Source organism: Dokdonella fugitiva, assembly GCF_004342425.1.
Classification (GTDB): Bacteria; Pseudomonadota; Gammaproteobacteria; order Xanthomonadales; family Rhodanobacteraceae; genus Dokdonella_A; species Dokdonella_A fugitiva.
In genome coordinates, this window is sequence record NZ_SLWQ01000001.1 from 337,734 (window position 1) to 363,767 (window position 26,034).

A 26,034-nucleotide genomic window follows, 5' to 3' on the forward strand; every position below is an offset into this window, starting at 1 on the left:
GGGCAGCCGGGGCGATCATGAGGGGCCCCGAACAGGTGTTTTCCCCATGGCCTTCGATCCCCGCCCCTTCGCCTTGCTCGTATACTGCTCAGCCGCGGCATCCGTCGCGACGCCGCCGGCGCCGCAGGCATGGACCGACGTGCGTGGCGCGCGAGCGCCACGGCACACGACCGGCACGCACGATCTTCTCCCCGCAGGTGGCGGCACGTGGAACCCCCTCGGCCCGCCCGGCGGCGACGTCGCGGTCGTCGCCGCGTCGCCGTCCACGCCGTCGATCGTGCTCGCGGGCACCGCGCCGGCCGGCGGCCCGGGTGGCAGCCTGTATCGCTCGACCGACGCCGGTGCGCACTGGATGCCCGTGCCCTCGCTCATCGGCAACAGCGTGCACGACGTCGCCTGGTCGAGCGATGGCCGCGTCTACGCGGCGACGCAGGATGGCGTCTGGAGCAGCGACGACGCGGGCAGCACGTGGACCCAGCGCGACCTCGGCATCGACCCGCAGCTCGACGCGACGTTCTCGCTGGCGGTCGACGGAGCCACGGTGTGGGTCGGCGTGTCGGCCGCCACCGGATTCCAGGGCGTCAACCTCATGCGGTCGCTCGACCGTGGCATGAGCTGGCAGGATCGCACGCCGCCGCACGCGGCGCCGCTGAACGGCACCGCGATCGCACTGGATCCGGCGCATCCGGGCACCGTTGTCGCCGGCTTCCGCGGCGACTTCGGCACCGGCGAAGTGTGGACGAGCGTCGACGGCGGCGATCACTGGGATGACCGCAGCGGCGGGCTGCCCGGCACGCCGGTCAACGCGCTGCATTACGACGGCACGCGCCTGCTCGTCGGCGGCGGCATGAACTTCGGTTCGCAGTATTTCGGCCTGTACGCGTCGACCGACCTCGGCCAGAGCTGGGCGCCGCTGCACGACGCGAGCTGGCCGCTGCCGATCGTGACCGCGATCGCAGTCGATCCCGCCGACGCGCAGACGATAGTCGTTGCGACCGACGGCACCGGCGTGCACCGCACGCGCGACGGCGGCGCGCACTGGGAGATCGGCATCGGCGGCAGCGGTTCGCTCGCGGCGCAATCGGTGCGCTGGGCCGCGCCGGCTTCAGACGCGTTGCTGGTCGGTACCAGCGCGCTCGGCGTGTTCCGCTCGGCCGATGCCGACGCGCCGCTCGTCGCCGCGTCGGACGGCATCTCCGAGTTCAACCTCGTTTCGATCGCGGGCAATCCCCACGATCCGGCCGAGGTCGCGGTCGCGTTCCAGGGCAACAACATCGGCGGGGTCATGAGCTCGACCGACGGCGGCGCGCACTGGACGCTGGAAGCGCTGCCGCCGACGCGCTACAGCAAGGTCGCCTGGTCGCCGTCGGGCGTGCTGTACGCGATCTCGAGCGGCCCGACGACGACGGCGCCCGAAGGGCTGTACCGGCGCGAAGCCGACGCGAGCTGGATCGGCCTCGGCCCCGACCAGGGGCCGCTGTACGAATCCGACCTCGCCGCGCTGGCGTTCAGCGAGGCGGATCCCGACCTCATCCTGCTCGGCGGCTCCGACTTCGGCGTCGCGGGCAACGCCGGCACGCTATGGCGCTCGGCCGACGCGGGCCAGACCTGGGACAAGCAGTACATCGGCGACGAAGGTCTCTTCGTGAGCGACATCGAGATCGTCCGCGACGGCGGCGACGAAGTCATGCTCGCGCCGTACACGGGCTACTTCTCGCCCGACCAGGGCGGTGTACTGCGCTCCGCCGACGGCGGCGCGACCTGGGCGCCCGTGCTCGAACGATCGACCTGGGTGCAGCGCCCCCACGTGTGCGCATCGAGCGCCGACCCGCAGGTGTTCTACCTCGGCATCGCGACCGGCTGGGTCACCGGCACCCTGATGCGCAGCGACGACGCCGGTGCGAGCTGGGTGCCGACGGGATGGAACGGCGCCCCGGTCGCCGACATCGCCTGTGACCCGACCGACGGCGACACGCTCTACATCGCGCAAGGCGCAGGCGCGCGCGTCGCGCGCTCGACCGACGCCGGCCTCACGTTCACGCCGTTCGCGAGCGGCCTCGACGCCGCCGGAGCGCCGGCCGAACTCGCGACGGTGCGCGCCGACGCCGATGCGCGCCTGCTGCTCGCGACGAACAAGGGCAGCTACGTCGCGACGCTCGTCGTCGGCGACGCGATCTTCGCCGACGGCTTCGAGTGATTCCGTGGGTGCGGCGCTTCGGCGCCGCTCCCAGGCCATTCCGACCTTGGGGTGTAGCGCCGTCCTTCAACAACGCGGTGGCCAGCGCCGAACGTCCGTCTCGCGCTTGCGGCTCCTTCAGCTCGCGATATGGCGCCTCCCCCAGAAGAGCGAACCGTCAGCTTCCGGTCCAAGCAATCGTTCGGAGTGCACCACACGACTACATGTCAGTCGACATAGCAGAGCATGGCCAAGCGACGATGCCGCTCTTCAAGCCTCGAAACGTCCACGGTCGTGCCTCGCAGTGATTCCATGAGCTCGCCACGAGCCACCAGTATTCCCTGCGAACCCCGATGGCCGACCAATATGACGTCCGGGTGGAATTTGTCGGGCCCGATGGATCGAACCACATAGCCCTTGATCAATTCCGGCATCTGTAAGCCGATCTTTTCGACATCGAGGTTGCCGCCACCTCTTCCCGGCCCGGCCGGAGCGTAGGGATCGAAGTCGGAACTCTTGAAAGTCCTGGAGAATATCTGGGCGTCCGCCCAAGCCAGGAGCTGCGCGCTTCTGGCGTCATCGCGCAGAACATTCTTGTACCCGTCGCACTGGATCGACGTCCAGTCGACGCAGGAGGAGAGCATCGCCGCCGTGATCATGAGCAGACAACGCCAAGCCATCTCCCCCCTGACTGCTTCGTCCCGGGGCGCTTGCCGGAACCGGTACCCCTTCGATGTGCCAGAGCCACTTCACCGGGCATGTGATGGGTAAACAGGACGACTCCGCGCCTGCGCTCGCACATCATTTACCTGGAGGTAGCGATTCGCTCCAACGGACAACATCACCTTGCTCGACGATTCTCTCGACCTTGTCGCCCTTCGCTTTGATCAGCGAATAGCAGTTCAGATCGAAGTGGACGTCGGTGCGTAGCTTGAAATCTTCCTTGCCGCAAAACGAGCTGACCATTGGATCATGCCGACGGATTCGGCCATCTCGTGGCCGGTGTAGCCGTGCGTGGTCATCGCCCGCAGCCTGCTTTCGAGGCCCGCCGTCCACGGCGTGGCCGCTCCCCACGTATCCGCGTCGCGGCGCTGGCCCCAGGCATCGAAGCTGTGGTTGCCGGCCGCGTTCACCGGCAGCAACGTCGTCGCCGCAAGCACCTGCTGGGTGCTGCCCTGCGCGTCGGCGAGCAGGACCTGGCGCTTGATGCGGTAGCTCGAGCCGGAACCCGTCTGCACCGAGATCACGTTGCCGAGCAGGCGACGGACTTCCTGCAACTGGCTCGCACCGTTGTTGCTGTTCGCGCCATAGCGGATTTCCGCGCCGCCGACGACGTGCACCACGGTATCGGGCGACATGCCGGCGTAGTCGATGCGCCGCACGCGCTCGCGATTCGGGCCGTACTCGAAGCCGACATGCGAAGCGTTCGCCGCATCGCGGATGTCGCGCACCTGGTCGGTGGCGGCGTACAGGAGCGTCCTGCTGCCGCGGATCGACCTGCATCGACGCGACGCCGCGGCAAAAATGGACGCGGGAGTATGAGGGAGTTTTTTACTTCAGCAGATCGACGGATCGCGCCGCGTTAGCGGCGCATCCGGTGCAACGGACCGCACGTCCGGCGCGTCAGTCGTCGTCGCGCGGCACGTCGGTGCGGCCACGCACGCCGCGGTGGCGGATGCTGCCCGAACCCTTGCTGCGCACGCTGAAGTCGCCGCCGATGTCGGACACGTCGATGTCGCCGGAGCCGATCGAATCGACGCGCACGTCGCGGTCGACGTGGCCGATCGTGACGTCGCCGGAGCCGACGCTGCCGATCGTGACGCCGCCGCCGACGTTGTCGAAGGTAACGTCGCCGGAACCCACGTGCTCCACATGCACGTCGCCGCGCACGTCGCGCACGACGAGGTCGCCGGACGAAACGCTGCGCACCTCGACGCTGCCGATGTCGCTGGCGTCGACGTCGCCCGAACTCAGCTTGAGGTCGAACAGGCCGGCGATCTTGCGCGCGGCAAGGTCGCCCGAGCTGCCGTCATAGCGCAGCGATGCGACTTCGCGCACGCGCGCGTCGCCCGAACCCGAGCGCACTTCGACCGCGAGCGAAGCCGGCACGCGGATCTCGATGTCGACGTAGGCGTAGCTCGACCCGAACCAGCTCCAGGCGCTCGAACGGTCCTGGCGCGGCGTGATCGTGAGCCGGTCGCCGCTGCGCTGCTGGTCGACGCCGAGGGCGGCGAGCCGGGCCTGTTCCGAAGCACAGGCGCGGCCGCGCACTTCGACTTTCGCGAGGCCGGGCACGCCGACCACCTCGAGGTCGCTCGAGCCGATCGTGGCGGCGAGCGTCTTGAGCCCGGCGGCGTCGACGTCGAAGTCGTGACGGGCGGTGAACTTGCAGTCGTTCGCAGCCGCGAACGCGGGAACCAGGGCGAACAGGACGAGGCTGAGGCGGCGCATGCGTGCGGCTCCGTGGGGGATCCCCGCTTCAGATGCGGCCTCGGGCGCGAAGGTTTAAGGCGGATGCGCTAGCCTGTGGCCGCTGCCGGAGGACCCTCGATGCCCCACCCGCTCGGCATGGATTTACCCCTGATCCAGGCGCCGATGGCCGGCGTGCAGGGCAGCGCGCTCGCGCTCGCCGTATCCAATGCGGGCGGGCTCGGCTCGCTGCCGTGCGCGATGCTGCCGCCGGACGCGTTGCGGCGCGAACTCGACGCACTGCAGGGCGGCACGACGCGACCGTTCAACCTCAACTTCTTCTGCCACCAGCCGCCTGCGCCCGACGAGGCGCGCGAACGCGCCTGGCGCGACGCGCTTGCGCCGTACTACCGCGAGGCCGGCCTCGACCCGGAAGCGGTGCCCGCGGCGGTATCGCGCGTGCCGTTCGACGCGCGCACCGCGCACCTCGTCGAGGCGTACCGGCCGCGGGTCGTCAGCTTCCATTTCGGCCTGCCCGCGCCCGACCTGCTCGCGCAGGTGAAGGCATGGGGTTCCAAGGTGCTCGCGTCGGCGACGACGCTCGCCGAGGCGCAGTGGCTCGAATCGCGCGGGGTCGATGCGGTGATCGCGCAGGGCCTCGAGGCAGGCGGCCATCGCGGGCACTTCCTCGACGACGACCTCACGCGTCAGGCTGGCACGTTCGCGCTGCTGCCGCAGCTCGTGCGCGGCTTGCGCATCCCGGTGATCGCCGCCGGCGGCGTCGCCGACGCGCGCGGCGTCGCCGCGGCACTCGCGCTCGGCGCGAGCGCGGTGCAGGTCGGCACGAGCTATCTGCTCTGCGACGAAGCGACCACGCACGCGGTGCATCGCGCCGCGTTGCGCAGCGACGCGGCCGCGCATACGGCGCTGACGAACCTCTTCAGTGGCGGCGTCGCACGCGGCATCGTCAACCGGCTCATGCGCGAGCTCGGGCCGATGCATCCGCTCGCGCCGCCGTTCCCGCTTGCCGCAGCGGCGATCGCGCCACTGCGCGCGCATGCCGAACGCGCCGGCCGCGGCGACTTCTCGCCGTTGTGGGCGGGACAGAACACGAGCGGTTGCCGCAGCATCGGCGCCGCGGCGCTCACACGCGAACTCGCCGGCGCCTGAACCGGTGAAAGCCGGAATCCAGGGCCTTTGATGCCTCGAAGCAACGACGCCGGGTCCCGGCCTTCGCCGGCACGACGATGGGAGCCTTGCGTACGACGATCGCTTTCGCGTCCGTTGCCGGCTTCGTGACCGTCGAAGCGCTTCCCGCGCGGCAGCCGCGCCGCTACGCTGGCGTGATGACTCGCACGTTCCTGCGCTTCGGCGACGGCCACATCGACGTCGCCGCGCGTGAACTCTGGCGCGGCGATCGCCGCATCGACTTGCCTCCGACGGTGTTCGACTGCATCGCCTACCTGGCGACGCACCGCGATCGCGCCGTCGGCCGTGACGAACTCGTCGCGGCCGTGTGGGGCAAGACCGCGGTCAGCGACACGATGCTCGGCAAGGCGATCCTCGCCTCGCGCCGCGCGACGGGCGACACCGCCGGGGCGCAGGCGATCCTGCGCACCGTGCCGCGCTACGGCTACCGCTGGGTCGCGCCGACCGACGAAGTCGCCGCGGACGCGCCCGCCATGGTCGTGGCGGCCGTGCCGACCACCGCACCGCCGGCGGGACGACCGGCGACCGCACCGCAGCGTCGCCGCACCGCGCTCGCGGTCCTCGCCGCCGCGGTCGTCGCCGCGCTCGCGACAGGCTGGTTCGGCGCGCGCCAAGCGCCCGAAACCGCGCCGCCGCGCGCCGAAGCCACCACCGCCGGCCGCGGCGACGCGATCGCGGTGCTGCCCGCCGAGGTGCTCGCCGGCAGCGACGACGACTGGTTGCGCCTCGGCCTCATGGACCTGATCGCGACGCGCCTGCGCGCGCGCGGCGTCGCGGTCATGCCGAGCGACAGCGTCGTGCGCGTGGTCGCCGGCAGCCAGGGCCGCGACGACGCGCAGCGACGCCTGTCCGGCGCCGCCGCGGTGCGTTCGCTCGTGCTGCCGGCGGTGCGCCGCTCGGGCAAGGATTGGGTCGTGCGCGCCGAACTCGTCGACGTCGGCGGCGCACGGCGCACGGTGCAGGTCGAAGGCGAAAGTCCGATCACGGCGACCGACCGCGCCGCGCGGCGGCTGCTCGCCCTGCTCGGCCATGCGCAAGCCGGCGATGCACCCGCCGACACCGACATCGGCCTCACCGAACTGCTGCAGCGAACCGATGCGGCGCGTCTCGCCGACAACCTCGAGCTCGCGCGCACGCTGGTCGAACAGGCACCCCCGGCGCTGCGCGACCTGCCCGAAGTGCGCGAACGCGTGATCCGCATCGACCTGCGCGCGGGGCGCTTCGACGCGGCGCGCGCGGCGATCGCGGCGCTGCTCGCGCGCGTGAGCGTGGAGTCCGAACCGGTCATGCACGCGCGCCTGCTCGAGAACCTCTGCGTCGCCGAACTGCGCAGCGGCCGGCTCGCGCAGGCGAGGCACGCCTGCGACGAGGCAATCGGCCTGCTTGACGGTCGCGGCGAGCCGATCGCGCTCGGTCGCGCCTACAACGACCGCGGCATCCTCGAGGCGCGCGAAGGCCACGCCGATGCCGCGCTCGCGGATTTCTCGCGCTCGCGCGTGGCGATCACGCTCGGCGGCGATCCGCTGCTGCTCGCCCAGCTCGACGGCAACGAGAGCACGGTGCAGATGACGCATGGCCGCCCGGCCGAGGCGCTGCCGACACTCGTGCGTGCGGGCGAAACGTTCCGGCGCTTCGGCATGGCCCACGAATACGTCACGTCGCTGGTCAACCAGATCGGCTCGCACCTGCAGTTGCTGCAGCCGCTCGATGCACTCGAGGCGAGCGACGCGGGTTGGGCCGAACGCGCGCGCGTCACCGATCCGCAGGTGCGCAGCGCATTCGAGGCCGCGCGCGCGGACGCGCTCGCCGCGAACGGGCGCATCGCCGAGGCGCGCAGCGTGCTCGATGCGCTGATCCAGCGCACCGCGCCGCCGGCCGATCCGGGACAGGCCGCGCGCGCACGCGCGATCGAGGCGCGCCTCGACCTCGCCCTCGGCGACGCCGGCACCGCGGCCGTGCTCGCGCGCGCCGCCGTCGGCGCGCTCGACGGCAACGGCGACGAGGCGGATCGCGCCGATGCCTGGCTCACCCTCGCGCGAGCCTTGCAGGTGACCGACGCCGGCGCGGCGCGGGAGCAGGCGTCCGCCTTCGCCGCCTGGGCGAAGGACATCGACGACCCGCGCGTGCGCGCCGATCTCGCGCGTGCCGCGACGGCGGACGACGCGGCCACGGCGACGGCCGCCTTCGAGGCCGCGCTCGCCGGCGTCGACGGACGCAGCGAGCTCGTCGCCGAGGCGGCAGTCGCCTACGGCAATGCGCTCGTCGCGCAGGGTCGGCTCGATGCGGCGGCGATCGTCGCCGGCCGGGTCGCCCGCGCCGCCGGCCAGGACTTCGACTGCGCGCTGCTGCAGGCGCGCCTGTACCACGCGCTCGGCCAGGACGCCGCCTGGCGCGGCGCGCTCGCGCATGCGCGCGAACTCGCCGGCGAACGACCGATTCCGCAAGCCTTGCAGCGACTTGCGCCAGCGGCGGAGTGAGCGCGGAACGGAATCCGAACGGCAACGGAACAGCCGCGGCATGGACGCGGCCGGCGTGGATGCGATGCTGCGGCCCGCTGCGCCGACCGCACGCGCGCCGTGTTCCCTTCACCATCCCGGAGCTCCCCGCATGAATCGGACCTGCCCCCGCGCCCGCGTGCGCGCCCTGCGACCACGCCGCCTCGTCGCCGGCCTCGCCCTCGCCCTCGCCGCCCCGCTCGCCGCTGCGGCGACCGTGACGAACTGCGACGACGCGGGACCGGGCAGCCTGCGCGATGCGATCGCCCATGCGACGACGGGCGAGACGATCGATTTCGCCGGCCTGGCCTGCAACGCGATCGTGCTCGACGGCGGCGCGCTCGCCGTCGCCGTGGCCGAACTCACCGTGCAGGGCCCGGGCAGCAGTGCGCTGTCGATCAGTGGCAATGACACGAGTCGCGTGTTCGAGCAGCCCGCCGCCGGCGCGCGCCTTGCCCTGCGCGGACTCACGCTGACGCACGGCCGCGCTGGCGGCGACGGCGGCTGCGTCCTCGCCGGTGGCGACCTCACGCTCGGTGACGTCGTCGCCACCGGCTGCGCGGCCGGCAACGCGACGACCGCGCTCGTCTCCGGCGGCGCGGTCGCGGTCACGGGCAATGCCATGCTGGACGGCGGCGCGTTCGACGGCAACCGCGTCGACGGCACGCAACGCGTGCGCGGTGGCGCGATCGCGGTCGGCAACCTCCTGACCGCGACCGGCACCTCGTTCACCAACAACGTCGCGTGGAGTCATGCCGACGGCAATCCCAACGACGACATCGCCGAGGGTGGCGCGATCTTCGCGCTCGGCGACACCCACCTCACCGACAGCGTCATCAGCGGCAACACGGTGAAATCCGATGCCTCCGAGGTGTTCGGTGGCGGCGTCGCGATCGGTTCCCACCCGGACGATGCGATGGCCTCGCTCGACGTGCTGCGTGGCCACGTGCACGGCAACACGGCGACCACCCAGTGCGGCGTCTGTGCACCGCAGGGCGGCGGCATCGCCGCGGTCGGCGACACGCGCCTGCGCGACTCGACCGTGCTCGACAACACCGTGTACTCACCCGGCCACTACGGTGGTGGCGGCGGCGTGCGCGCGTTCCACGCGACGAGCCTCGAGGTGACCGGCTCGATCATCGCCGGCAACCATGCGCCGTCCGCCGGCGGCGGCATCATGGGTCCGGAGCAGGGCGTCGTCACGCTCGACACCACGCTCGTGACCGGCAACAGCTCGGGCAACGAAGCGGGGCTCGACGAAGGGGGCGGCGGCATCCTCTGCCTCGGCTGCGCGGTGGTCCTGCAAAGCAGCACGGTCAGCGACAACAACGCGGGCGCGAGCGGCGGCGGCATCTTCATCCATTACGGCGAATACGCGCCGCAGGCGACGACGATCATCGACAGCACGATCAGCGGCAACACCAGCGGCCAGGAAGGCGGCGGCATCATGCTCGACGGCGGTGACGCGAACTTCCACAACAGCACGATCGCGTTCAACACGGCCGCCTCGCGCGGCGCCGGCATCAGCGCGGGCGAGTACACCTACCAGATCGGACTGGAAAGCACGATCGTCGCGAACAACGCCACCGCGGGCGCGGCGAGCGACGTATGGGCCTTCCCCGACACCGTGGGCGGCAGCCACAACCTCGTGCCGAGCGCGGACGGCCCGGCCGACATGCCGGCCGACACGATCACCGCCGATCCGCTGCTGCTGCCACTCGCCGACAACGGCGGCGCGACGCCGACGCACGCGCTCGATCCGGCCAGCCCCGCGATCGACGCGGGCAGCAACGCACTCGGCCTCGTGTTCGACCAGCGCGGCGAAGGCTACGCGCGCGAAGCCGGTGCGGGCGCCGACATCGGCGCCTGGGAGCAACAGCCGACCTCGGCGGACGTCATCTTCACCGACGGCTTCGACGGCTGACGCTCGCGGACCGGTGCCCGCCGGGGAGCAGTCGCACGCTGACCGCGCTGCTCCCGGGCCTTCCCTCCTGCGAGGGGCGCGAAGAGGGAGCGGGAAGCCATCTGAAATCTTCAAGGCCTGATACACGAAGCTATACCGGGCACACGAAGGAAAGGCTCCCGAAGAAGGGTGCCCCCGCATCGGCATTCTTCGTGTCCTCGATGTGCTCGGTGTTTCAATCTCTCGCCGCTTTCGATCCCCTTACGTGGCGCCGCTCACTCCGACGCCGGCAGGCGATGCAGCAGCACGAACGGGTCGAAGCGCACGTCGACGCCGGAAGCGAGCACGCCGATGGACCGGATCTCGAAATCGTCCTCGATGCGGAAGATGGTTTCGCCGAACCCGATCGTGAGCTGGCCCGGCGTGTCGGTGAGGATCTTCAGGTCGATCGGTTCGCCGCGCGGCAGGTCGACGTTGAACGGCGCGCGCGGCAGGTCCTTGCCGCGCCACAGTTGCGGCGAAACCTGCTGCGTGGTGCGGTCGATCGAGAGGATGATCGACTTCTCGCGGCGCTGGCCGTCCTCGCCCGCGCCATACAGGTCGATGCGCGCGATCGACGCCCACTTGGCGCTGCGCCGGCCCTTGGCCGCCTTCACGCGGATCGTCGTCGCGAGTCCGTCGAAGTGCGCGAGGTCACGGCGCTCCCATTCGCTGTACTCGCCTGCTTCGCCGCCGAGGCGGAAGCGGTAGCGCTCGCCCGGCGTGAACTGGGCGATCACCGTCGTCGCTTCGCCTTGCACGCGCGTCGGCGGCAGCTCCTGCGGCGGAGCGGCGAAGGCGAGCGCGAGCGCGAGGGTGGCGAGCATCGGACCTCCGGGCAGGCGTGGCGGGCGCCCCCGCGGGTGACGGCCACGATCGCCGATCTTGCCTCCTTCGGGGCGGGCGCGGAACCCCGCGCGCGCGTGATCCCTCGCGCCCCCGGCTTGCGTATGCGAAGGCAGGCCCACGAGGAGATCGCCATGCGCACCGCCCTGCTGTTCACCGCCGCCCTTGCCGCCGCGTTCGCCACGGCGCCCGCCCGCGCCGTCGACGGCGCGCTCGACCACACGTTCGGTACCGACGCCGAGTTCCCGGGTTTCGGCTTCTACCTCAATCCCTACGGCACCCAGCTCGATTCGGGCGTGACGACGCTACGTCGTGCACCGAATGGCCAGCTGTACCTGGTCGGCCAGGTGAAGGACGCGCAGGACAACTGGCGCCCGTCGATCCGTCGCCTCGACGCGGATGGCTATCCGGACTTCGCCTTCGGCGACATGGGCGTGCGCACCTACCCGGCGCCGTGTCCGCTCGCCTACCCGGCCGATGCGCAGATCGACGCGCTGGGCCGCATCTGGGTCGCGTTCGGTGGCTGCGAGGATTTCAAGATCTACCGTTTCACGGCAGCGGGCGACCTCGACACGAGCCTGCTCGGCACCGGCGTCCTGTCGATCGCGTTCGATCTCGGTGACGACGACGACGACGACGTGCGCCGGCTCGCGATCGACCCGCAAGGCGGCGTCGTCGTCGCCGGCTTCGCCGCGGCCCTGCCGAACCGGCGGCTCGCCGTTGCCCACTACACCGCCGACGGCGCGCCGGTCGCCGGCTTCGGCGTGGACGGCAAGGCCGATTTCGTCGCCACCGACTTGATCAACTACGTGAAAGGGCTGCACCTCATGCGCGATGGCCGCATCGTCGTGACCGGCCTCTGGGCACCCAATCCCGCCTCGGGCCGGCAGGTGGTGTACCGCTTGCAGCCGAACGGCACGGTCGACGCGGGCTACGGCAACTTCGCGCCAGGCATCGCCTATCTCGACCTCGGCCTCGCCTACGGCGACTGGTTGATGCGCGTGTACAGCGAAGGCTCGCTGCTCGAACCCGATGGTTCGGTCCTGCAGGTCGGCAACAGCATCCATTACGGCGGGCCGCACTCGGCGAATGACATCGTGCTGGTCAAATGGCGGCCCGATGGCCAGCCCGACACCTCGATCGGTCCGTTCGGCGCACGTGCCTACAGCCTCGACTTCGCCGGCCCCGGCCCGGCCGACGACGACTACAACTTCGATCGCGCGGTCGCCCTGGCGCGCCAGGGCGACGGCAAGATCCTCATCCTGGGCGAAAGCCTGGCCGCGGACGCGTCACTGGGAACCACGCTGGTCCGCCTGACGCCGTCGCTCGCGCTCGACCCGAGCTTCGGCGACGGCGGCAAGGTGCGCCATCTCACGGCGATCGCGACGGACGGCCACAACTGCACGCGCGCGAACGAGCTGCTGGTCCAACCGGGCCGTATCGTCGCCGGCGTGCGCGCCTGCATCGGCAATGGCAAGGTCGCCCAGGCCACGATGGGTGTCGAGAACGACCTGCTGTTCGCCGACGGACTCGACTGATGGCTCAGCCACCCCGCCACGGCGCGATCGCGCAGATCTCGCCGATGCACTCCGGGTCGTAGACGGGGTCCGACTGGATCACGTTGATGTAGTAATCGGTGTTCGGGCGCAGGTCGCACGCGAGCGCGGGGCTGTTCGTGTGGAACTGCCAGAACAGCAGCATCGTGTCCGCGCTCGGCACGTTGCGCCCGAGGCATCCCGGCGACGGCAGGCGGCGCGTGAAGTCACCGCAGGCGTAACTGATCGCGATCGTCGTCGTCGGAGTCGCGATCGACGCCGGGTTGACGTACGACCCGTACATGCCGGGCGGCACGCTCGCCGGCGTGCGGAAATGCGCGGCGACGTAGTTCCAGCGGTGGAACTGCTTGAACACCGGCGCCGCTCCGGTGACGCCGGGCCATGGGGCCGCCACGTTGTCGTACGTGTTGTTGTAGCCCCAGATCGCATCGTACTCGGCGAGGTTCACGTCGCGACGGTACGACGGCTGCGCGCCGTACTGGATGTCAGACTTGAGCAGGCGCTGGCGGCGCGTGCCATCGGGCAGGACGATCGAGTCGGGACACGCGTTCTCCGGTTCGAACGAGTCGGTGAACACGATTTCGTCCCACGGTGGCGGCATGGCGGAACAGGGCGCGGCAAGCACGAACAGCAGGCCGGCAAGGGCAAAACGGGTACGCAAGGTCGTAGCCTCCTCTGGGCGACGGGTGGCAGCAAAAACGTCCACCACTGCACAGCAGGCTCTCTGGACGACGGGGGAACGGCGGCGAAAACCGCAACGCGCCATCATGCGCGCGCGCGGATTCCGATTTCGTTCGGAAAACATTGTTCGATCGTTCGGTCTTGACGGTCAGTTGCGCCAGGGCGCGACCTGGCAGAGGTCGCCGACGCATTCGGTCAGCGACTCCTGGTCCGACTGGATGATGTTGATGTAGTAATCGGTATCGGTTTGGAGGTTGCAGGCCATCTGCGGGCTCGACGTATTGAACTGCCAGAACACCATGTAGGCGTCGGCGGTCGGCACGTCGCGCGTGATGCAGCCCGGCGACGGCAGGTGGGTGGCGAAGTCGCCACAGGCGCGACTGATCGCCATCGTGATGTTCGGGCCGGCGATCGTCGCCGGATTGACGAAGCGCCCGGAGTACCCCGGCGGCACCGTCGCCGGCGTCCTGAAATGGGCGGCGACGTAGTTCCAGCGGTGGAAACTCCTCAGCACCGGCGCCGAACCGGTGACGCCCGGCCACGGCGTGATGCCGTCATACGGGGTGTTGTGGCCCCAGATGTTGTCGTACTCGGCGAGGAAGACCGACGGGCGCACCGTGACGGACACGCCGTAGGAGATGTTGGAATTGAGGAGGCGGGTGCGCCGGGTGCCGTCGGGGATGATGATCGTCTGCGGGCACGTCGCCGGGCCTTCGAATGCGTCCGCGAAGACGACTTCGTCCCACGGTGGCGGTGCGGCCTGCGCGGATGACGCCGCAACGGCCAGGAGCGCGATGCACGGACAACGTGGTTTCACTGCGGCTCCCTCGAGCTGTGCCGCAATCCCTCGCGTGCCTTTGGACCATCTTGTGCGCGAAATATACTCCGCAAGCATCAGGAATCCCACACCTTTTTTTGTCCACACCATCACGGAAACGCGCCCCCGCCCGGCGTTCCCGGAAGCGGCCGCGGCGGCAGGGGCTGACGGGGAATTTTCGCGACCTGCGTGGCGGCACCGGCCCGGACCAGCAGGCGGCGGCGAGCGGCCGCGGCGCGGGGGCCTGGAAGCGGGCGGAGCGGCGCATGGTCGACCTCGTGGCGATTCGATGACCCGGGGGATGCCGGGCATCGCCCGGAGGAACTTCCCCGCGCCGCGCAGGTACCAAGGCGCAAAGGGGGACAGCCCCGCCCGGGAGGATCGCCGTGTCCAGGTACACCGCTGCCGCGTTCGCCCTCGCCGGCGCCGTCTCGTCCGCATGCGCCGGCGAGGTGGCGCCGAATCCGCTGGTCGACTACGCGGGATTCGAACGCATCGTCTCCTCCTCCAGGGAAGAACACGAGTCGCATCGCCTCGACGAGGACGCCTTCCTCGCGGGCATGCGCGAGCCGGGCGTGATCGTGCTCGACGCGCGCAGCGAGGCGCGCTACCGACTGCGCCACGTGAAGGGCGCGGTGAACCTGCCGTTCACCGATTTCACCGCCGACGCGCTCGCGCGCGTCGCGCCGCGCAAGGATGCGAAGATCCTCATCTACTGCAACAACAACTTCCGCGACAGCCCGCAGGCATTCGCGCCGAAGGCGGCGACCGCGTCGCTGAACCTCTCGACCTGGACCTCGCTCAAGTCGTACGGCTACACCAATGTGTACGAGCTCGGCCCGCTGCTGTCGGTCGAGACGACGCGCATCCCGTTCGAAGGCAGTGAAGTTCACGCGGCCATGCATGCCGCGCACGGCGGCATGCACGGCACCCGAACGCCTCAGTTCGACGGCGGCGGCAGCGCGAGGGTCAGCGACCAGACGAAGTCGCGCGGCACGTAACCGGCCGGCAGCGCCGGTGGCGTGCCGATGATGAAGTCCGGATCCTGCTCGTCACCCTTCGCATTGATCGACGACAGATCGTGGCAGGTGATGCACGAGGACACCGCCATCGCCTGCGGATTCCCCGCGTTGTCGCCTTCGATGATCGAATTGCCGAGCCGGGTCGGCTTGCCCTGCGCGTCGAGGAAGTCGACCTGCACGCCGTCGAGCCGGTAGTTGAACCATTCCGGCGCGAGCTTCGCCTGCGTCATGAGCGCCTTCAGGGGTGCGGTCAGCTGCGTCGACGCGCCCTGGCTCGTCGCGGGGCTCGAGCCCCACGGATCGTTGCAGCCGAGCACCTTGCAGCGCTGCGGGTTGGTGGTCGCGTTCTGGGGCTCGAACGTCGCCCAGATCCACTTGTCGACGAGCTTGGATATGAGGTGGATGCCGCCGAGCGCATAGCACGTGCCGCCGACGTTCTCGACGTGCACGCCCTGCGGCGGGTTGCTGCAGCCGGCGAGCTGGATCCAGTCGGCCTTGATCTCGACCGACGGCGCGGGGAACTTGAACACGCTGCCGGCAGCGACGAACTTCTCCTGCCCCGGTCGCGTGTTCAGGCCGTTGGCGACCACGTATTGCTGCGCGTCGGGATTGAGGCGCGCCTCTTCGCAGATCGTGCGCCCGCTCCAGGTGTGCGAGTTACAGTTCTGGTTGGCGACGTCGGGCAGCGCGGCGCGGGCGTGCGCGCCACCGGCCTTCGCGTCCTTTCCTCCGCCCTTCTTCTGCTTGTCCATCGCATCGGCCTTGGCGCGCAGCAGCGCGGCGAGCGGGCTCATGTGGAAGCGCGGCCGCTCGCCCGCGGCAAGCGCCGCGCCGCCGCCGTAGAGCTGGTTCTGTTCGATCCAGGTCTGCCAGGTCACGTACGGATACTGCGAGGCGTTGACCGGGCAGGTCGCGGCGACGAACAGTTGCCAGGCCGTCTGCTCCGGCGTCGAAGCGACCGACGTCGGCGGCACGCATGCGGGCGACGGGGCGTCGGCCGCGTGGACATCGGTTCCGGATGTCGCGCACAACATCAACGACGCGCCGGCGAGGCCGCGTGCGAGAAAGGTGGCTCCCTTCATGGTGCATCCTCCGGTTGGACATGGACAGGGGGAGGCGCGCGCCGACGCTGTCACGGGCAGCCCGTCGACGGCGTGAGGCGATTCTCGGCATTCCCCTGGCGCGGCCGGTGGCGGCGCACGCGCATCATATCAAAACATCCACAGGAATATAGGTGTATTGGTATACTTCAGTGGTCCGAATGGATCAGCGGCACTGAAGCGCGATGCGAGGGCCGGTGGCCCGGCGCACGGAACCCACGGCGCGGTGGACCCTCCGGTGGAGGGGCGATTCGGGAACGGCGTCGGTCGCTTCCATTCCGAGGCCGTCGTCGAACGGCAAGCCGCAGCGCCCCGCTACCAGTGGTCGCACGACGGCGCCGACCGCGCGCACCGGGAACAGGCGACCTCGTCCGACGGCGGCAAGAACCGGGAAACCAACTGGATCATGGACTTCACGCGCCGCCGAGTACGCGCGACCCCGGATGCCACGGGAGCAGCATCCGCAGGAGCGCAACCCGTGCGCGGCCGTCGCGCCCCCTGCATCGCAACGCAACAGTCGCCCACAGGGTGGGCGCCTGCAGTCGAGGCAATGCACACGGGACGCCCCGGCGCGTACGCCCTACGGCCCCTTCGGCTTGATGCGGCCGTTCTCGACCAGCCACAGGTGGCCGCCGGTCGCGAGCATGATCGGCTTGGGATAGGTGAGGCTCAGGAATACGTCCATCGGCACCGGCAGCTCGTCCTGCGGCCGGCCTTCGAGCTTCACGTACAGGTCGGCGTCGGCGTCGGCCATGCTGATGCATTCCTTCGAGTAGGCCTGCGTCGACACGAGCCGGCTGCCGTCGGCGGACACGTCGAAGCGCAGCAGCGGTCCGAGCGGGATCACCTTCGAGCGATCCGATTCGGGGAACAGGTAGACCTCCCAGCCACGATCGGCGCCGGGCAGGATCACCGTGCCGAACGCCGCGCCGCAGAGTTCGTCGGCGTTGGCCAGTGCGGTCTGGCGTGCGCGATACATCGCCGCCTCGGCGGCATCGGGCGAGCGTGCGGGCTTCAACGTCACCTGCGGCAAGCCCTGGCCCGGCGGCGGCAGCAACACGTCGGCTTCGACATGGGCCTGCGCGTCGGCGTCCTCGACGAACAGGCTTGCGCGCGTACCCTGCGCCAGCTCGGTGACGATCCAGCCACCGACGTCGGGCAGCGGCATCGCGACGCCCTGCACCGCGAGTGCGTCACGCGCGCGCTGCGCCACCATGTCCTGGCGGTAGATCGCGCGCCCGGCGGCTTCGATGCGCGCGATCGCGGACGCTTCACCGGTCGATGCGACGCGCGGGGCGAGCGGCGCATTCGCCTTCGGCGGCTCGGCCGCACAGCCGGCAAGGACGAAGACCGTGGCGATCAAAGTCGATCGTGCTCGCACGTGGCACCTCCGCGATTGAAACAGGCAGCATAGGCCGACGGCGTGCGTGCGTCGAGGCGGTGCGCCTCGCGCGCGGCCGCGTCGACGCCCTGCGCCGCGGTTCCGCACCGCTGCCCGGTCCATCGCCGGCCCGGCCCTCCACCATCGGGATGCGCCGAGCGTACATGCCCTTCCGCCGCGGTGTGGTGCCGGCATTGCGCGCATCGCGCAGCGCCGCCGCTATGATGGACGGCATGACGCACGACACGACCGCGCTCAACCGCGAGCGCCATCGCTTCGAAGGCGCCGCGGAGGTCTGGCTGTTCGGTTACGGCTCGTTGATCTGGAAGGCGGACTTCGCCTTCATCGAGCGCCGGCGTGCGCGCCTGCACGGCTGGTCGCGACGCTTCTGGCAGGGCTCGCACGACCACCGCGGCACGCCCGAGGCGCCGGGCCGCGTGCTCACGCTCACGCGTGATGAAGGCGCGAGTTGCACCGGTGTCGCCTACCTCGTCACGCCGGCCGTGTTCGACGCGCTCGATCACCGCGAGAAGAATGGGTACCTGCGCCATGTCGCCCCGCTGGAATTCGACGACGGTACGCGCGTCGATGGCCTCGTCTACATCGCCGACGAACACAATGCAGCCTGGCTCGGCCCCGCCCCTGACGCGGACATCGCCCGGCAGATCGCCGCGGCCCATGGCCCGAGCGGCGCGAACCGCGACTACGTGCTGCATCTCGCCGACGCGCTGCGCGCGCAACAGGCCGACGATCCGCACGTGTTCGCGATCGAACGCGCGCTGCGCGGCATGGGAGAGAGCCACCGTTCAGGGCGAACGGCCTGAATGCCCTGCGCGCGGTGCTTGGCCACGATGCGTCCTGATGAGGGCCGGGGGCGACGGGTGCGCGCGGGGGCACTCCTGCAGCTGTCATGCTGCGCTGGTGGGAACGGTCATCCTCCTCGACGGCAGGCGCGTCGACTGCGATGCTTCGCGTGCTGCGCCCAGCGCGAACGGGAATTTGCGACGCGTCGGCGAAGAGGGGGCGATGCTCCACCTAGGCCGCGTGGACGGCCGGCGCGGCGCCGCGCGCGCGCCTGCGGCCAGGCGCCGCCGGGGCCGACCGAACGCCGAAACGCGCTTCGACATAGGCACGGATGTCCTCGGCAATCACGGCTGGCGCAGCCTTGGGCGAATACACGCCGATGATGTCGTCGACCTCGACCTCGCCAAGCGCACGCGCGGGCACGCACTGCAGCGTGGCGTCGTCGCCGACGTAGACGGCGAGCGGGCGATCACGCATGTAACCGATCACGACCGAGGCGAGCCTGGCGGGCTCGGCGTGCGGCGGACCTACCTCGAGGCTCTCCTCGAGACCGTGTCGGTGCTGGTCGGTCATGGGCATCCTCTGGATATGTCGTTCTCCGGGGGCAATACGGATAGTGCTCCGGCGATGAATCGGCGATGACGCGACACGCCGCCGTTCAGCCCTGCGCGCACGCCTCGCGTCACGCCGACGCCGCGCGCTGCTTGCGGAAGCGCTCGAGTGATTCGCGCAGGGCCTCGGAGCGGTCACGCAGCGCCTTCAGCTTGCTGCGCGTCTGGATCACCTTCTCGACGAGTTCGGCGCGCTCGCGCAGTTCCTCCTCCGACATCGGCGTGCCCAGCGGCTTCAGCGCCGCCGACGCGTCGTGGGTACGCTTCAACGCTTCGATCGCGCGGATCGCGTTGCGCAGGTTCGAATCGACGCTCATGCGCGATGTACTCCCTTCGGTTTCATGGTTGTACGCGGCGGAGGCGGACGCGCACGGGATGAGGCTAACCCCGCGGGCTGAATGCGGGGCGACCGCGTGCCGACCTGAACCGATCGGTGAGGCTTGTGTCACGAAACGTGCGTGATGAGGCCCCCGATTCCGCCGTCCGGCACTGCCGTGTCCTTGCCGTGCCATGTCCGATGCGGCCCCGGCCCGGCGTTCCTCGGGCGCAACCTTCCGTGCGTCGAGGACCGACCATGCCGACCGACCTGCCCCGCCCACCCGCACGCTCGCACGCGCACTCATGCTGTCGCTCGGCGCGGTCGCGGGCGCCACCGCGATCGCGGATCCGCCCGCGCCTGCGGAGCGCGCGGCCTCGCCCGACGGCGCGAACTTCACGCTGACCAATTGCAACGACAGCGGCGCCGGCAGCCTGCGCCAGGCGATGCTCGATGCACACAACAACACGACGATCGACTTCAGCCAGCTCGCCTGCAGCACGATCACGCTGACGAGTGGCGCGCTGATCGACCCGAACACCGACTCGCTCAAGCTCGTCGCGCCGGTGCGCGTCGCCGGCGGCAAGCCGCAGCCGAGCGTGACGATCGACGCGGGCACGCACAGCCGCGTGATCGAACACCGCTCGGGCGGCTCGCTCGAGATCACCGGGCTCACGCTGAAGCGCGGTCGCACGACGAATGCGAAGGGCGGCTGCCTCTACGCGAAGGGCCGCGTGACGCTGACCGCGACGGTCGTCAGCGGCTGCACGGCCGAATCGACCGGCAGCGACGCCGCGCTCGGCGGCGGCATCTGGTCCGACGACCAGGTCGACCTCGTTTCCAGCACGGTCACGGGCAATACCGCGCTCGCGCACGGCAGCACCGGCTACGCCTACGGCGGGGGCGTGTTCAGCCCGTACGCGTTCACCGCGGCGTTCAGTTCGATCACCGGCAACACCGCGACCGGCTTCGGCTACGGCGGCGGCGTCGGCGTACTCGGCCCCGTGCAGTTGCGCTCCTCGCTCGTGAGCGGCAACACGGCCGCCTATGGCGGCGGCCTCGGCCTGTTCGGCGGCCTCTACGTGGGCAGCGGCGACCTGGTGATCGTCGACAGCACGATCGCGTTCAACCATGCGACCGGCTTCGCCGCCGCGATCGAGGCCAGCGCCGACCTCGCGATCTACAACAGCACGATCGCGGGCAACACGGGCGTGCGCGCCGATCATGCGAACGGCATCGTCGTGCAAGGCTCGCATACGCTCAAGCTCGTCAGCACGATCGTCGCGCGCAACATGCCCGGCGGCGACATCGGCGGCGCGTCGTCGATCAGCGGCGACCACGACCTCATCGGCCAGGCCAGCGTCGCGGTGCCGCCGGGCACCCTCTCGGGCGATCCGCTGTTCGCGGCGTTCGCGGACTGGGGCGGGCAGACGATGACGATGCCGCTGCAGCCGGGCAGTCCCGCGATCGACGCGGGCGCCAACCCGCTGGCGCTCGCCTGCGACCAGCGCGGCGGGACATGGGCCGGCCCGTATGCGATGAGCGGCCTCTATCCGCGCCGCATCGGTGCGCAGGTCGACATCGGCGCGGTCGAACTCGGCAGCACCGACGTGATCTACGTGAGCGGCTTCGAGGAACCGGACGAGCGCTGCTACCCGGCCTGAGCACGGCCGCGTTCCCGGCTCGCGGCCGGATCCGCTCGGCGCGGCGGAGTGAGGGGTGCGGGTGCGAAACTGCGTAATGCAGTCCAAGCCCCGGGAAATGCCGCGAATGCGCCGATCCGCCCTCAGCTTCCTGCTCGTCGTGTCGACCACCTGCGCCGCGTGGACGCCCGAGTGGACGTCGACCTGGCAACACCCCGAGCCGCAGCACGGGACCACCGCAGCCGCCATGCTGCGCGGCCCGGACGGCGCGGTATTCGCCGCGCTGCACGTCGCCCACCACGGCACCGGCCACGCGACGCTCGCGCGCTTCGCCGCCGACGGCGGGTTCGAATGGTTGCGCGAGGACGTCGGCGGCGGAACGATCGCGATGACCCTGCTCGATGATGCACGCATCGCGCTCGTCGACGGCGACATCGGCGACGCCTCGCCGATCCACGTGCGCGTCCATGACGCTGCGAGCGGCGACGTCATCTGGTCGGACGCGACGCGCACGGGTCGCTACGCGCCCGGCGCGACGCGCATCGCGCGCAGTGCCGGCGGCGACCTGCTCGTCGCCACCAGCAGCGGCGGCGAGGTCGTCGTGCTGCGCTACACCGCGGCGGGCACGCCGCTGCCCGATTGGCGCTGGTCGTCGGGCCAGGCAACCCTCTCGGCCGACGACATGCTCGCCCTGCCCGATGGCGGCGCGATCGTCGCCGCGCGCGGCGTCGCGATCGGCGGTGGCTATCTCGCGGTGCGCTTCGACGCGGGCGGCACCGTCGTGTTCACCGGCCGCGAAGACGGCGAACTCGGCAACCCGCTCGGCCTCGCGCGCGTGGCCGGCGTCGACGATGGCTACGTCTTCGCGGGCGCGCCCGAATCGACGTTCGGCGTACCGAAGGCGCTGCTGTGGAAAGTGCGCGCCGACGGCACGCGCGCGTGGACACGCGCCGCGCCGAATGCCGATGCCGACCGATCCAGCCTCGATGTCGGCGGCCTCGTCGCGCACGCTGGCGACGTGTTCGCCGTCGTGCACGGCCCTGGCGCCGGCGGCTTTCGCCTGCTCCGCCTCGATGCGGCCGACGGCGCGGTGCGCGAAGACGCGCGTGCCGCCGTCGAGGGCGTGCCGACCCGCCTCGTGCGCGGCGCCGGAGGCCGCCTGCTGGTCGGCGGCTTCGACCTCGCCGACAGCATGGGCCACGTCGCCGCGCGGATCGCCGAGTTCGATGCAGGTGGCCGGCCCTGCCGCTCGAGCGATGCGTTCGGCTACGCGAGCGAGGCCGTGCCGGCCGCCGACGTCGACGGCTGGCTCACGCTCGGCACGGGCGCATGGCAGGCCGGGTCCAGCGATGCCCTCGTTTCGCGCTACGACGCGGACGGCGCGTGCGACGGCGACGACGCGATCTTCACCGACGGCTTCGATCCGTCCGCGCGAGCATCCTCGGGCGAAGGCGTCCCGCAGGCATTGGCCACGAACGCCGGGCGCGCCTGATACATCGCGACGTACTGCACGATGCGCGGGCGCACGCCGCGGTTCGCGCTGCTCGCGTGCGGCAATGCATGATGCCACAGGATGAGGTCGCCGGCAGCGCCCGCGATCGGCCGCGCCTGGTCGGCCGGAATGTGCGCATACGGGTCCGCGCCCCGTGGCAACGCGCGCAACCAGTCGTCGATGCCGCGGTGGAAGCCGGGGATGCAGGTGAATGCGCCCTGTTCGGCCGGCGTGTCGGTGAGATAGAGGATGCCCTGGATGCCGAGGCCGAGCGGTGGCTCGAGCTCCGCGTCCCAATGCAGGTGCGGGCCGGGAAAATGGAAGTGTCCGTTCTCGGGTGGATTGAAGCCGCAACGGTCGGCCGTCATCACGAGGTCCTCGCTGCCCCACAATTGCGCGAATGCCTTGTGGATGCGCAGCGACCGACGCGCGGCTTCGAGCGCTTCATGCTGGAACAGCTGCACCATGATGCCCTGGCGCAGGGTTCCTGCGTACCAGGTGCGCGGATCGGCGGGATCGGCCGCGACGTGCGCGTGCACCGCGGCGCTCGCGGCGGCGCATTCATCCGCCGTGATCGCGTGCGGCAACACCACGTAGCCGTGCTCGTCCCAATGCGCCAGCGCGGCCGCGTCGAGCACCGATGCGTGCGCGCGCACGGCGGCGAGGTGCCGCGCGACGTGCCCGGGATACGCACGCCCTTCCTGCAATGCATTCACCCACGCGACGCGCTGCGGGTCCAGGCCGCCGCCGTGGCACTCGAGCACGAACGCGCGCAGCGCGTCGTAGGAAGGCATCGTCGAGAAGAAGCGCGCGATCTGCTCGAGGCCGATGCCGAGGCTGTCGCTGAGCATGCGATCGAAATGCTCGCGGCGAGGGTCGCGCGCGCGCCGTTCGCCGCGCAGCACGCGCAGTCGGCGCGCCCAGTAGTCATGCAGCGCGGGAATGTCGAGTTCGGACGGGTCGCGGATCATCGTTGCAGTCTAGCGGCGGGCGAGCGCCGGCCGAAGCCGGCGCGCCGCCGAGCGCGCGAACGGACGATTGGAACGCGCTGCGGCTGTCAGGAAGCGACACGCCCTGCGCGTTCGCGCACGGGCTTGCCCACCTACGCCGCGGCTCGCGGCTGGCACCGAACTTGCTCGTCGATGTCCCGCAGGTCGTCGGACCGATCGGTCCAAGCATGCCTGCATCTTCGGCCCGCCGCATCGGCGGGCTGCCACCAATGGGGAACGAGCATGTCGATCATGAACACGGCCAGGGCCGCTCTGCTGTGCGTGGCGTTCGCGCTGCCCGCATTCGCAGGCGCGGCGGACCAATGGCATTTCAAGGTGACCAACGCGACCGAAACGCGCATCACCAAGCTGCAGGTGTCGGAGGACAAGAAGACCTGGGGCGACTTCGACATCGGCCGCGGCATCGCGCCGGGCAAGACCGAAACGCTGGTATGGGACAGCAGCACCGACGACGAAGGCTGCGAGCAGTGGATCCGTGCCCGGTTCAGCGACGGCAGCACGAGCCCGCCGAGCAAGCAGAACTTCTGCGAGGACCTCGACACGCCGATCGAGTTCACCGAGGAATGACGGACCGCGGGGCGGCGCACGGGCGCCGCCCCGCACCGCGCGGTCTCAGCTGCGCAGCTTGTAGCCCGTGCGGAAGATCCACCACACCGCGACGAGGCAGAGCGCGAGGAAGCCGAGCGTGGCGAACGCACTCGTCGCCACGTCGACGTCGGCGATGCCGTAGAAGCTCCAGCGGAAGCCGCTGATGAGGTAGACGACCGGATTGAACAGCGTCACGCGCTGCCAGAACGGCGGCAGCATGTCGATCGAGTAGAACGCCCCGCCGAGGAAGGTCAGCGGCGTGACGACCATGAGCGGAATCACCTGCAGCTTCTGGAAGTCGTCCGCCCACAGCCCGATGATGAAACCGAACAGGCTGAACGTGAGCGCGGTGAGCACGAGGAAGCCGAGCATCCACACCGGGTGTTCGATCTGGTACGGCACGAAGAAGCGCGCCGTGACGAGGATGAGCACGCCGAGCATGACCGACTTGGTCGCCGCGGCGCCGACGTAGCCGAGCACGACCTCGATGAACGACACCGGCGCCGACAGCAGCTCGAAGATCGTGCCGGCCCATTTCGGCATGTAGATGCCGAACGACGCATTCGAGATGCTCTCGTTGAGCAGCGACAGCATGATCAGGCCGGGAATGATGAAGGCACCGTAGCTGACGCCACCGATGTCGCCCATGCGCGAGCCGATCGCCGAACCGAACACGACGAAATAGAGCGAGGTCGACAACACCGGCGAGGCGATCGACTGGGTGATCGTGCGGAACGTGCGCGCCATCTCGAAACGGTAGATCGCCTTGACCGCGTGCAGGTTCATGCGGCGGCCTGCTGCGGCTTGCCGTGCACGAGCCCGACGAAGATGTCCTCGAGCGAACTCTCGCTCGAATGCAGGTCCTTGAAGTCGATGCCCTGCTCGGCGAGGCGCTTGAGCAGCGCGGCGATGCCGGTTTCCTCGGTTTGCGTGTCGAACGTGTAGACGAGCGCGTGGCCGTCCTGCGCGAGCTCGAGCGGCTGGTCGGCGAGCACGTCGGGCACGCGCTCGAGCGGCTCGCGCAGGCTCAGGGTGAGCTGCTTCCTGCCGAGCTTGCGCATCAGCGTCGCCTTGTCCTCGACGACGACGAGTTCGCCCTTGGCGATCACGCCGATGCGATCGGCCATCTCCTCGGCTTCCTCGATGTAGTGCGTGGTCAGGATGATCGTCGCGCCCTCGTCGCGAAGGCGCCGTACCATGCGCCACATGTCGTGGCGCAGTTCGACGTCGACGCCTGCGGTCGGCTCGTCGAGGAACAGGATCGACGGCTCGTGCGCCAGCGCCTTGGCGATCAGCACGCGCCGCTTCATGCCGCCGGAGAGGGTCATGATCTTGCTGTCGCGCTTGTCCCACAGCGAGAGCTCGCGCAGCACCTTCTCGAGGTGCGCCGGGTCGGGCGCCTTGCCGAACAGGCCGCGGCTGAAGCGCAGGGTCGCCCATACCTTCTCGAACGTGTCGGTCGACAGCTCCTGCGGCACGAGGCCGATCTTCGCGCGCGCGGCGCGGTAGTCGCGCACGATGTCGTGGCCATCGACGGTGACCGTGCCCGACGACGCCCGGACGATGCCGCAGATGATGCTGATCAGCGTGGTCTTGCCGGCGCCGTTCGGGCCGAGCAGCGCGAGGATCTCGCCACGCCGGATGTCGAGGCTGACGTCGCGCAGGGCGTGGAAGCCCGAGGCATAGACCTTGTCGAGGTTGCGCACGGAGATGATCGGCGGCATGAGTCACTCGCGCAGGCGGCGGGCCTTCCATGCTAGCGGAGCTCGCGTTCGCCCGCGCGCGCGCAGGCATGCGCGGTGAGGGACACTGCGTCCCGTCACCGCGATCACCCGCATGACGAGCGCGGGCGGCCCGGATTCCGTGGCACCTGCGTCGCACCCGCGTGCTTTCGCGTCCTCACGCCGGGTGCAATGATCGGCGCACCCCGTGGAGA

Annotated in this window: 22 protein-coding genes; 9 read left to right on the forward strand and 13 right to left on the reverse strand. The window is 70.4% G+C overall.

The window, feature by feature from the left end; translation table 11 throughout:
• Positions 1 to 46: 46 nt before the first annotated feature.
• Positions 47 to 2,197, forward strand: a complete 2,151-nt coding sequence (locus EV148_RS01430; RefSeq protein WP_131992379.1) for a WD40/YVTN/BNR-like repeat-containing protein — start codon at positions 47 to 49, stop codon at positions 2,195 to 2,197.
• A gap of 206 nt (positions 2,198 to 2,403) precedes the next feature.
• On the opposite strand, the gene EV148_RS01435 is transcribed toward EV148_RS01430, so the two are convergent.
• The 3 genes from EV148_RS01435 to EV148_RS01445 form a co-directional block, all read right to left on the reverse strand.
• Positions 2,404 to 2,835, reverse strand: a complete 432-nt coding sequence (locus EV148_RS01435) for a hypothetical protein (RefSeq protein ID WP_131992382.1) — start codon at positions 2,833 to 2,835, stop codon at positions 2,404 to 2,406.
• A gap of 243 nt (positions 2,836 to 3,078) precedes the next feature.
• Positions 3,079 to 3,627 (reverse strand): hypothetical protein, encoded by a 549-nt coding sequence (locus EV148_RS01440; RefSeq protein WP_131992385.1) that lies wholly within the window; start codon positions 3,625 to 3,627, stop codon positions 3,079 to 3,081.
• Between the two features lie 172 nt (positions 3,628 to 3,799).
• Entirely contained in the window at positions 3,800 to 4,627 is an 828-nt protein-coding gene (locus tag EV148_RS01445; RefSeq protein WP_131992388.1) for a DUF4097 family beta strand repeat-containing protein, read from the reverse strand.
• 99 nt (positions 4,628 to 4,726) lie between these two features.
• On the opposite strand from EV148_RS01445, the gene EV148_RS01450 reads away from it, so the two are divergent.
• From EV148_RS01450 to EV148_RS18305, 3 genes are all read left to right on the forward strand, one after another.
• Positions 4,727 to 5,755 (forward strand): NAD(P)H-dependent flavin oxidoreductase, encoded by a 1,029-nt coding sequence (locus tag EV148_RS01450; protein ID WP_131992391.1) that lies wholly within the window; start codon positions 4,727 to 4,729, stop codon positions 5,753 to 5,755.
• A gap of 86 nt (positions 5,756 to 5,841) precedes the next feature.
• Positions 5,842 to 8,271 (forward strand): winged helix-turn-helix domain-containing protein, encoded by a 2,430-nt coding sequence (locus tag EV148_RS01455; RefSeq protein WP_158287258.1) that lies wholly within the window; start codon positions 5,842 to 5,844, stop codon positions 8,269 to 8,271.
• A gap of 130 nt (positions 8,272 to 8,401) precedes the next feature.
• Positions 8,402 to 10,213: a choice-of-anchor Q domain-containing protein gene (locus tag EV148_RS18305; protein ID WP_158287259.1), complete on the forward strand. Its 1,812-nt coding sequence runs from the start codon at positions 8,402 to 8,404 to the stop codon at positions 10,211 to 10,213.
• A gap of 254 nt (positions 10,214 to 10,467) precedes the next feature.
• Here EV148_RS18305 and EV148_RS18310 read toward each other — a convergent pair whose 3' ends face one another.
• Positions 10,468 to 11,058 carry a hypothetical protein gene (locus EV148_RS18310; protein ID WP_158287260.1) on the reverse strand — a complete coding sequence of 197 codons (591 nt, stop codon included), beginning with the start codon at positions 11,056 to 11,058 and terminating at the stop codon, positions 10,468 to 10,470.
• A gap of 153 nt (positions 11,059 to 11,211) precedes the next feature.
• On the opposite strand from EV148_RS18310, the gene EV148_RS18315 reads away from it, so the two are divergent.
• A complete protein-coding gene (locus tag EV148_RS18315) occupies positions 11,212 to 12,615 on the forward strand; it encodes an NHL repeat-containing protein (protein WP_158287261.1) in 1,404 nt (467 codons plus the stop codon).
• A gap of 4 nt (positions 12,616 to 12,619) precedes the next feature.
• On the opposite strand, the gene EV148_RS01465 is transcribed toward EV148_RS18315, so the two are convergent.
• Both EV148_RS01465 and EV148_RS01470 read right to left on the reverse strand, forming a co-directional pair.
• Entirely contained in the window at positions 12,620 to 13,294 is a 675-nt protein-coding gene (locus EV148_RS01465; RefSeq protein ID WP_131992401.1) for a hypothetical protein, read from the reverse strand.
• A 168-nt stretch (positions 13,295 to 13,462) separates the two neighbouring features.
• Positions 13,463 to 14,131, reverse strand: coding sequence for a hypothetical protein (locus tag EV148_RS01470; RefSeq protein WP_131992404.1), 669 nt, complete (start codon positions 14,129 to 14,131; stop codon positions 13,463 to 13,465).
• Positions 14,132 to 14,517: 386 nt separating this feature from the next.
• On the opposite strand from EV148_RS01470, the gene EV148_RS01475 reads away from it, so the two are divergent.
• Positions 14,518 to 15,132 carry a rhodanese-like domain-containing protein gene (locus EV148_RS01475; protein WP_182517101.1) on the forward strand — a complete coding sequence of 205 codons (615 nt, stop codon included), beginning with the start codon at positions 14,518 to 14,520 and terminating at the stop codon, positions 15,130 to 15,132.
• On the opposite strand, the gene EV148_RS01480 is transcribed toward EV148_RS01475, so the two are convergent.
• Entirely contained in the window at positions 15,072 to 16,235 is a 1,164-nt protein-coding gene (locus EV148_RS01480; protein WP_131992410.1) for a hypothetical protein, read from the reverse strand. The genes EV148_RS01475 and EV148_RS01480 overlap by 61 nt on opposite strands.
• A gap of 598 nt (positions 16,236 to 16,833) precedes the next feature.
• A complete protein-coding gene (locus EV148_RS01485; protein WP_131992413.1) occupies positions 16,834 to 17,616 on the reverse strand; it encodes a hypothetical protein in 783 nt (260 codons plus the stop codon).
• Between the two features lie 182 nt (positions 17,617 to 17,798).
• On the opposite strand from EV148_RS01485, the gene EV148_RS01490 reads away from it, so the two are divergent.
• Complete coding sequence (locus EV148_RS01490; protein WP_241987938.1) at positions 17,799 to 18,458, forward strand: gamma-glutamylcyclotransferase; 660 nt, start codon at positions 17,799 to 17,801, stop codon at positions 18,456 to 18,458.
• 211 nt (positions 18,459 to 18,669) lie between these two features.
• On the opposite strand, the gene EV148_RS01495 is transcribed toward EV148_RS01490, so the two are convergent.
• Positions 18,670 to 19,011, reverse strand: a complete 342-nt coding sequence (locus EV148_RS01495) for a hypothetical protein (protein ID WP_131992416.1) — start codon at positions 19,009 to 19,011, stop codon at positions 18,670 to 18,672.
• A gap of 109 nt (positions 19,012 to 19,120) precedes the next feature.
• Positions 19,121 to 19,366: a hypothetical protein gene (locus EV148_RS01500; protein WP_131992419.1), complete on the reverse strand. Its 246-nt coding sequence runs from the start codon at positions 19,364 to 19,366 to the stop codon at positions 19,121 to 19,123.
• 304 nt (positions 19,367 to 19,670) lie between these two features.
• On the opposite strand from EV148_RS01500, the gene EV148_RS01505 reads away from it, so the two are divergent.
• Positions 19,671 to 21,029, forward strand: coding sequence for a choice-of-anchor Q domain-containing protein (locus tag EV148_RS01505; protein ID WP_131992422.1), 1,359 nt, complete (start codon positions 19,671 to 19,673; stop codon positions 21,027 to 21,029).
• 1,344 nt (positions 21,030 to 22,373) lie between these two features.
• Here EV148_RS01505 and EV148_RS18785 read toward each other — a convergent pair.
• Positions 22,374 to 23,471, reverse strand: a complete 1,098-nt coding sequence (locus tag EV148_RS18785) for a phytanoyl-CoA dioxygenase family protein (protein WP_131992428.1) — start codon at positions 23,469 to 23,471, stop codon at positions 22,374 to 22,376.
• Between the two features lie 270 nt (positions 23,472 to 23,741).
• Here EV148_RS18785 and EV148_RS01520 point away from each other — a divergent pair, with 270 nt between their 5' ends.
• Entirely contained in the window at positions 23,742 to 24,077 is a 336-nt protein-coding gene (locus EV148_RS01520; protein WP_199222690.1) for a hypothetical protein, read from the forward strand.
• A 45-nt stretch (positions 24,078 to 24,122) separates the two neighbouring features.
• Here EV148_RS01520 and EV148_RS01525 read toward each other — a convergent pair whose 3' ends face one another.
• Complete coding sequence (locus EV148_RS01525; protein WP_131992434.1) at positions 24,123 to 24,884, reverse strand: ABC transporter permease; 762 nt, start codon at positions 24,882 to 24,884, stop codon at positions 24,123 to 24,125.
• The gene (locus EV148_RS01530; protein ID WP_131992437.1) at positions 24,881 to 25,822 is read right to left on the reverse strand and encodes an ABC transporter ATP-binding protein; all 942 of its coding nucleotides are present in this window, start codon (positions 25,820 to 25,822) and stop codon (positions 24,881 to 24,883) included. Before EV148_RS01530 ends, EV148_RS01525 begins: the two co-directional genes overlap by 4 nt.
• Positions 25,823 to 26,034: the final 212 nt, after the last annotated feature.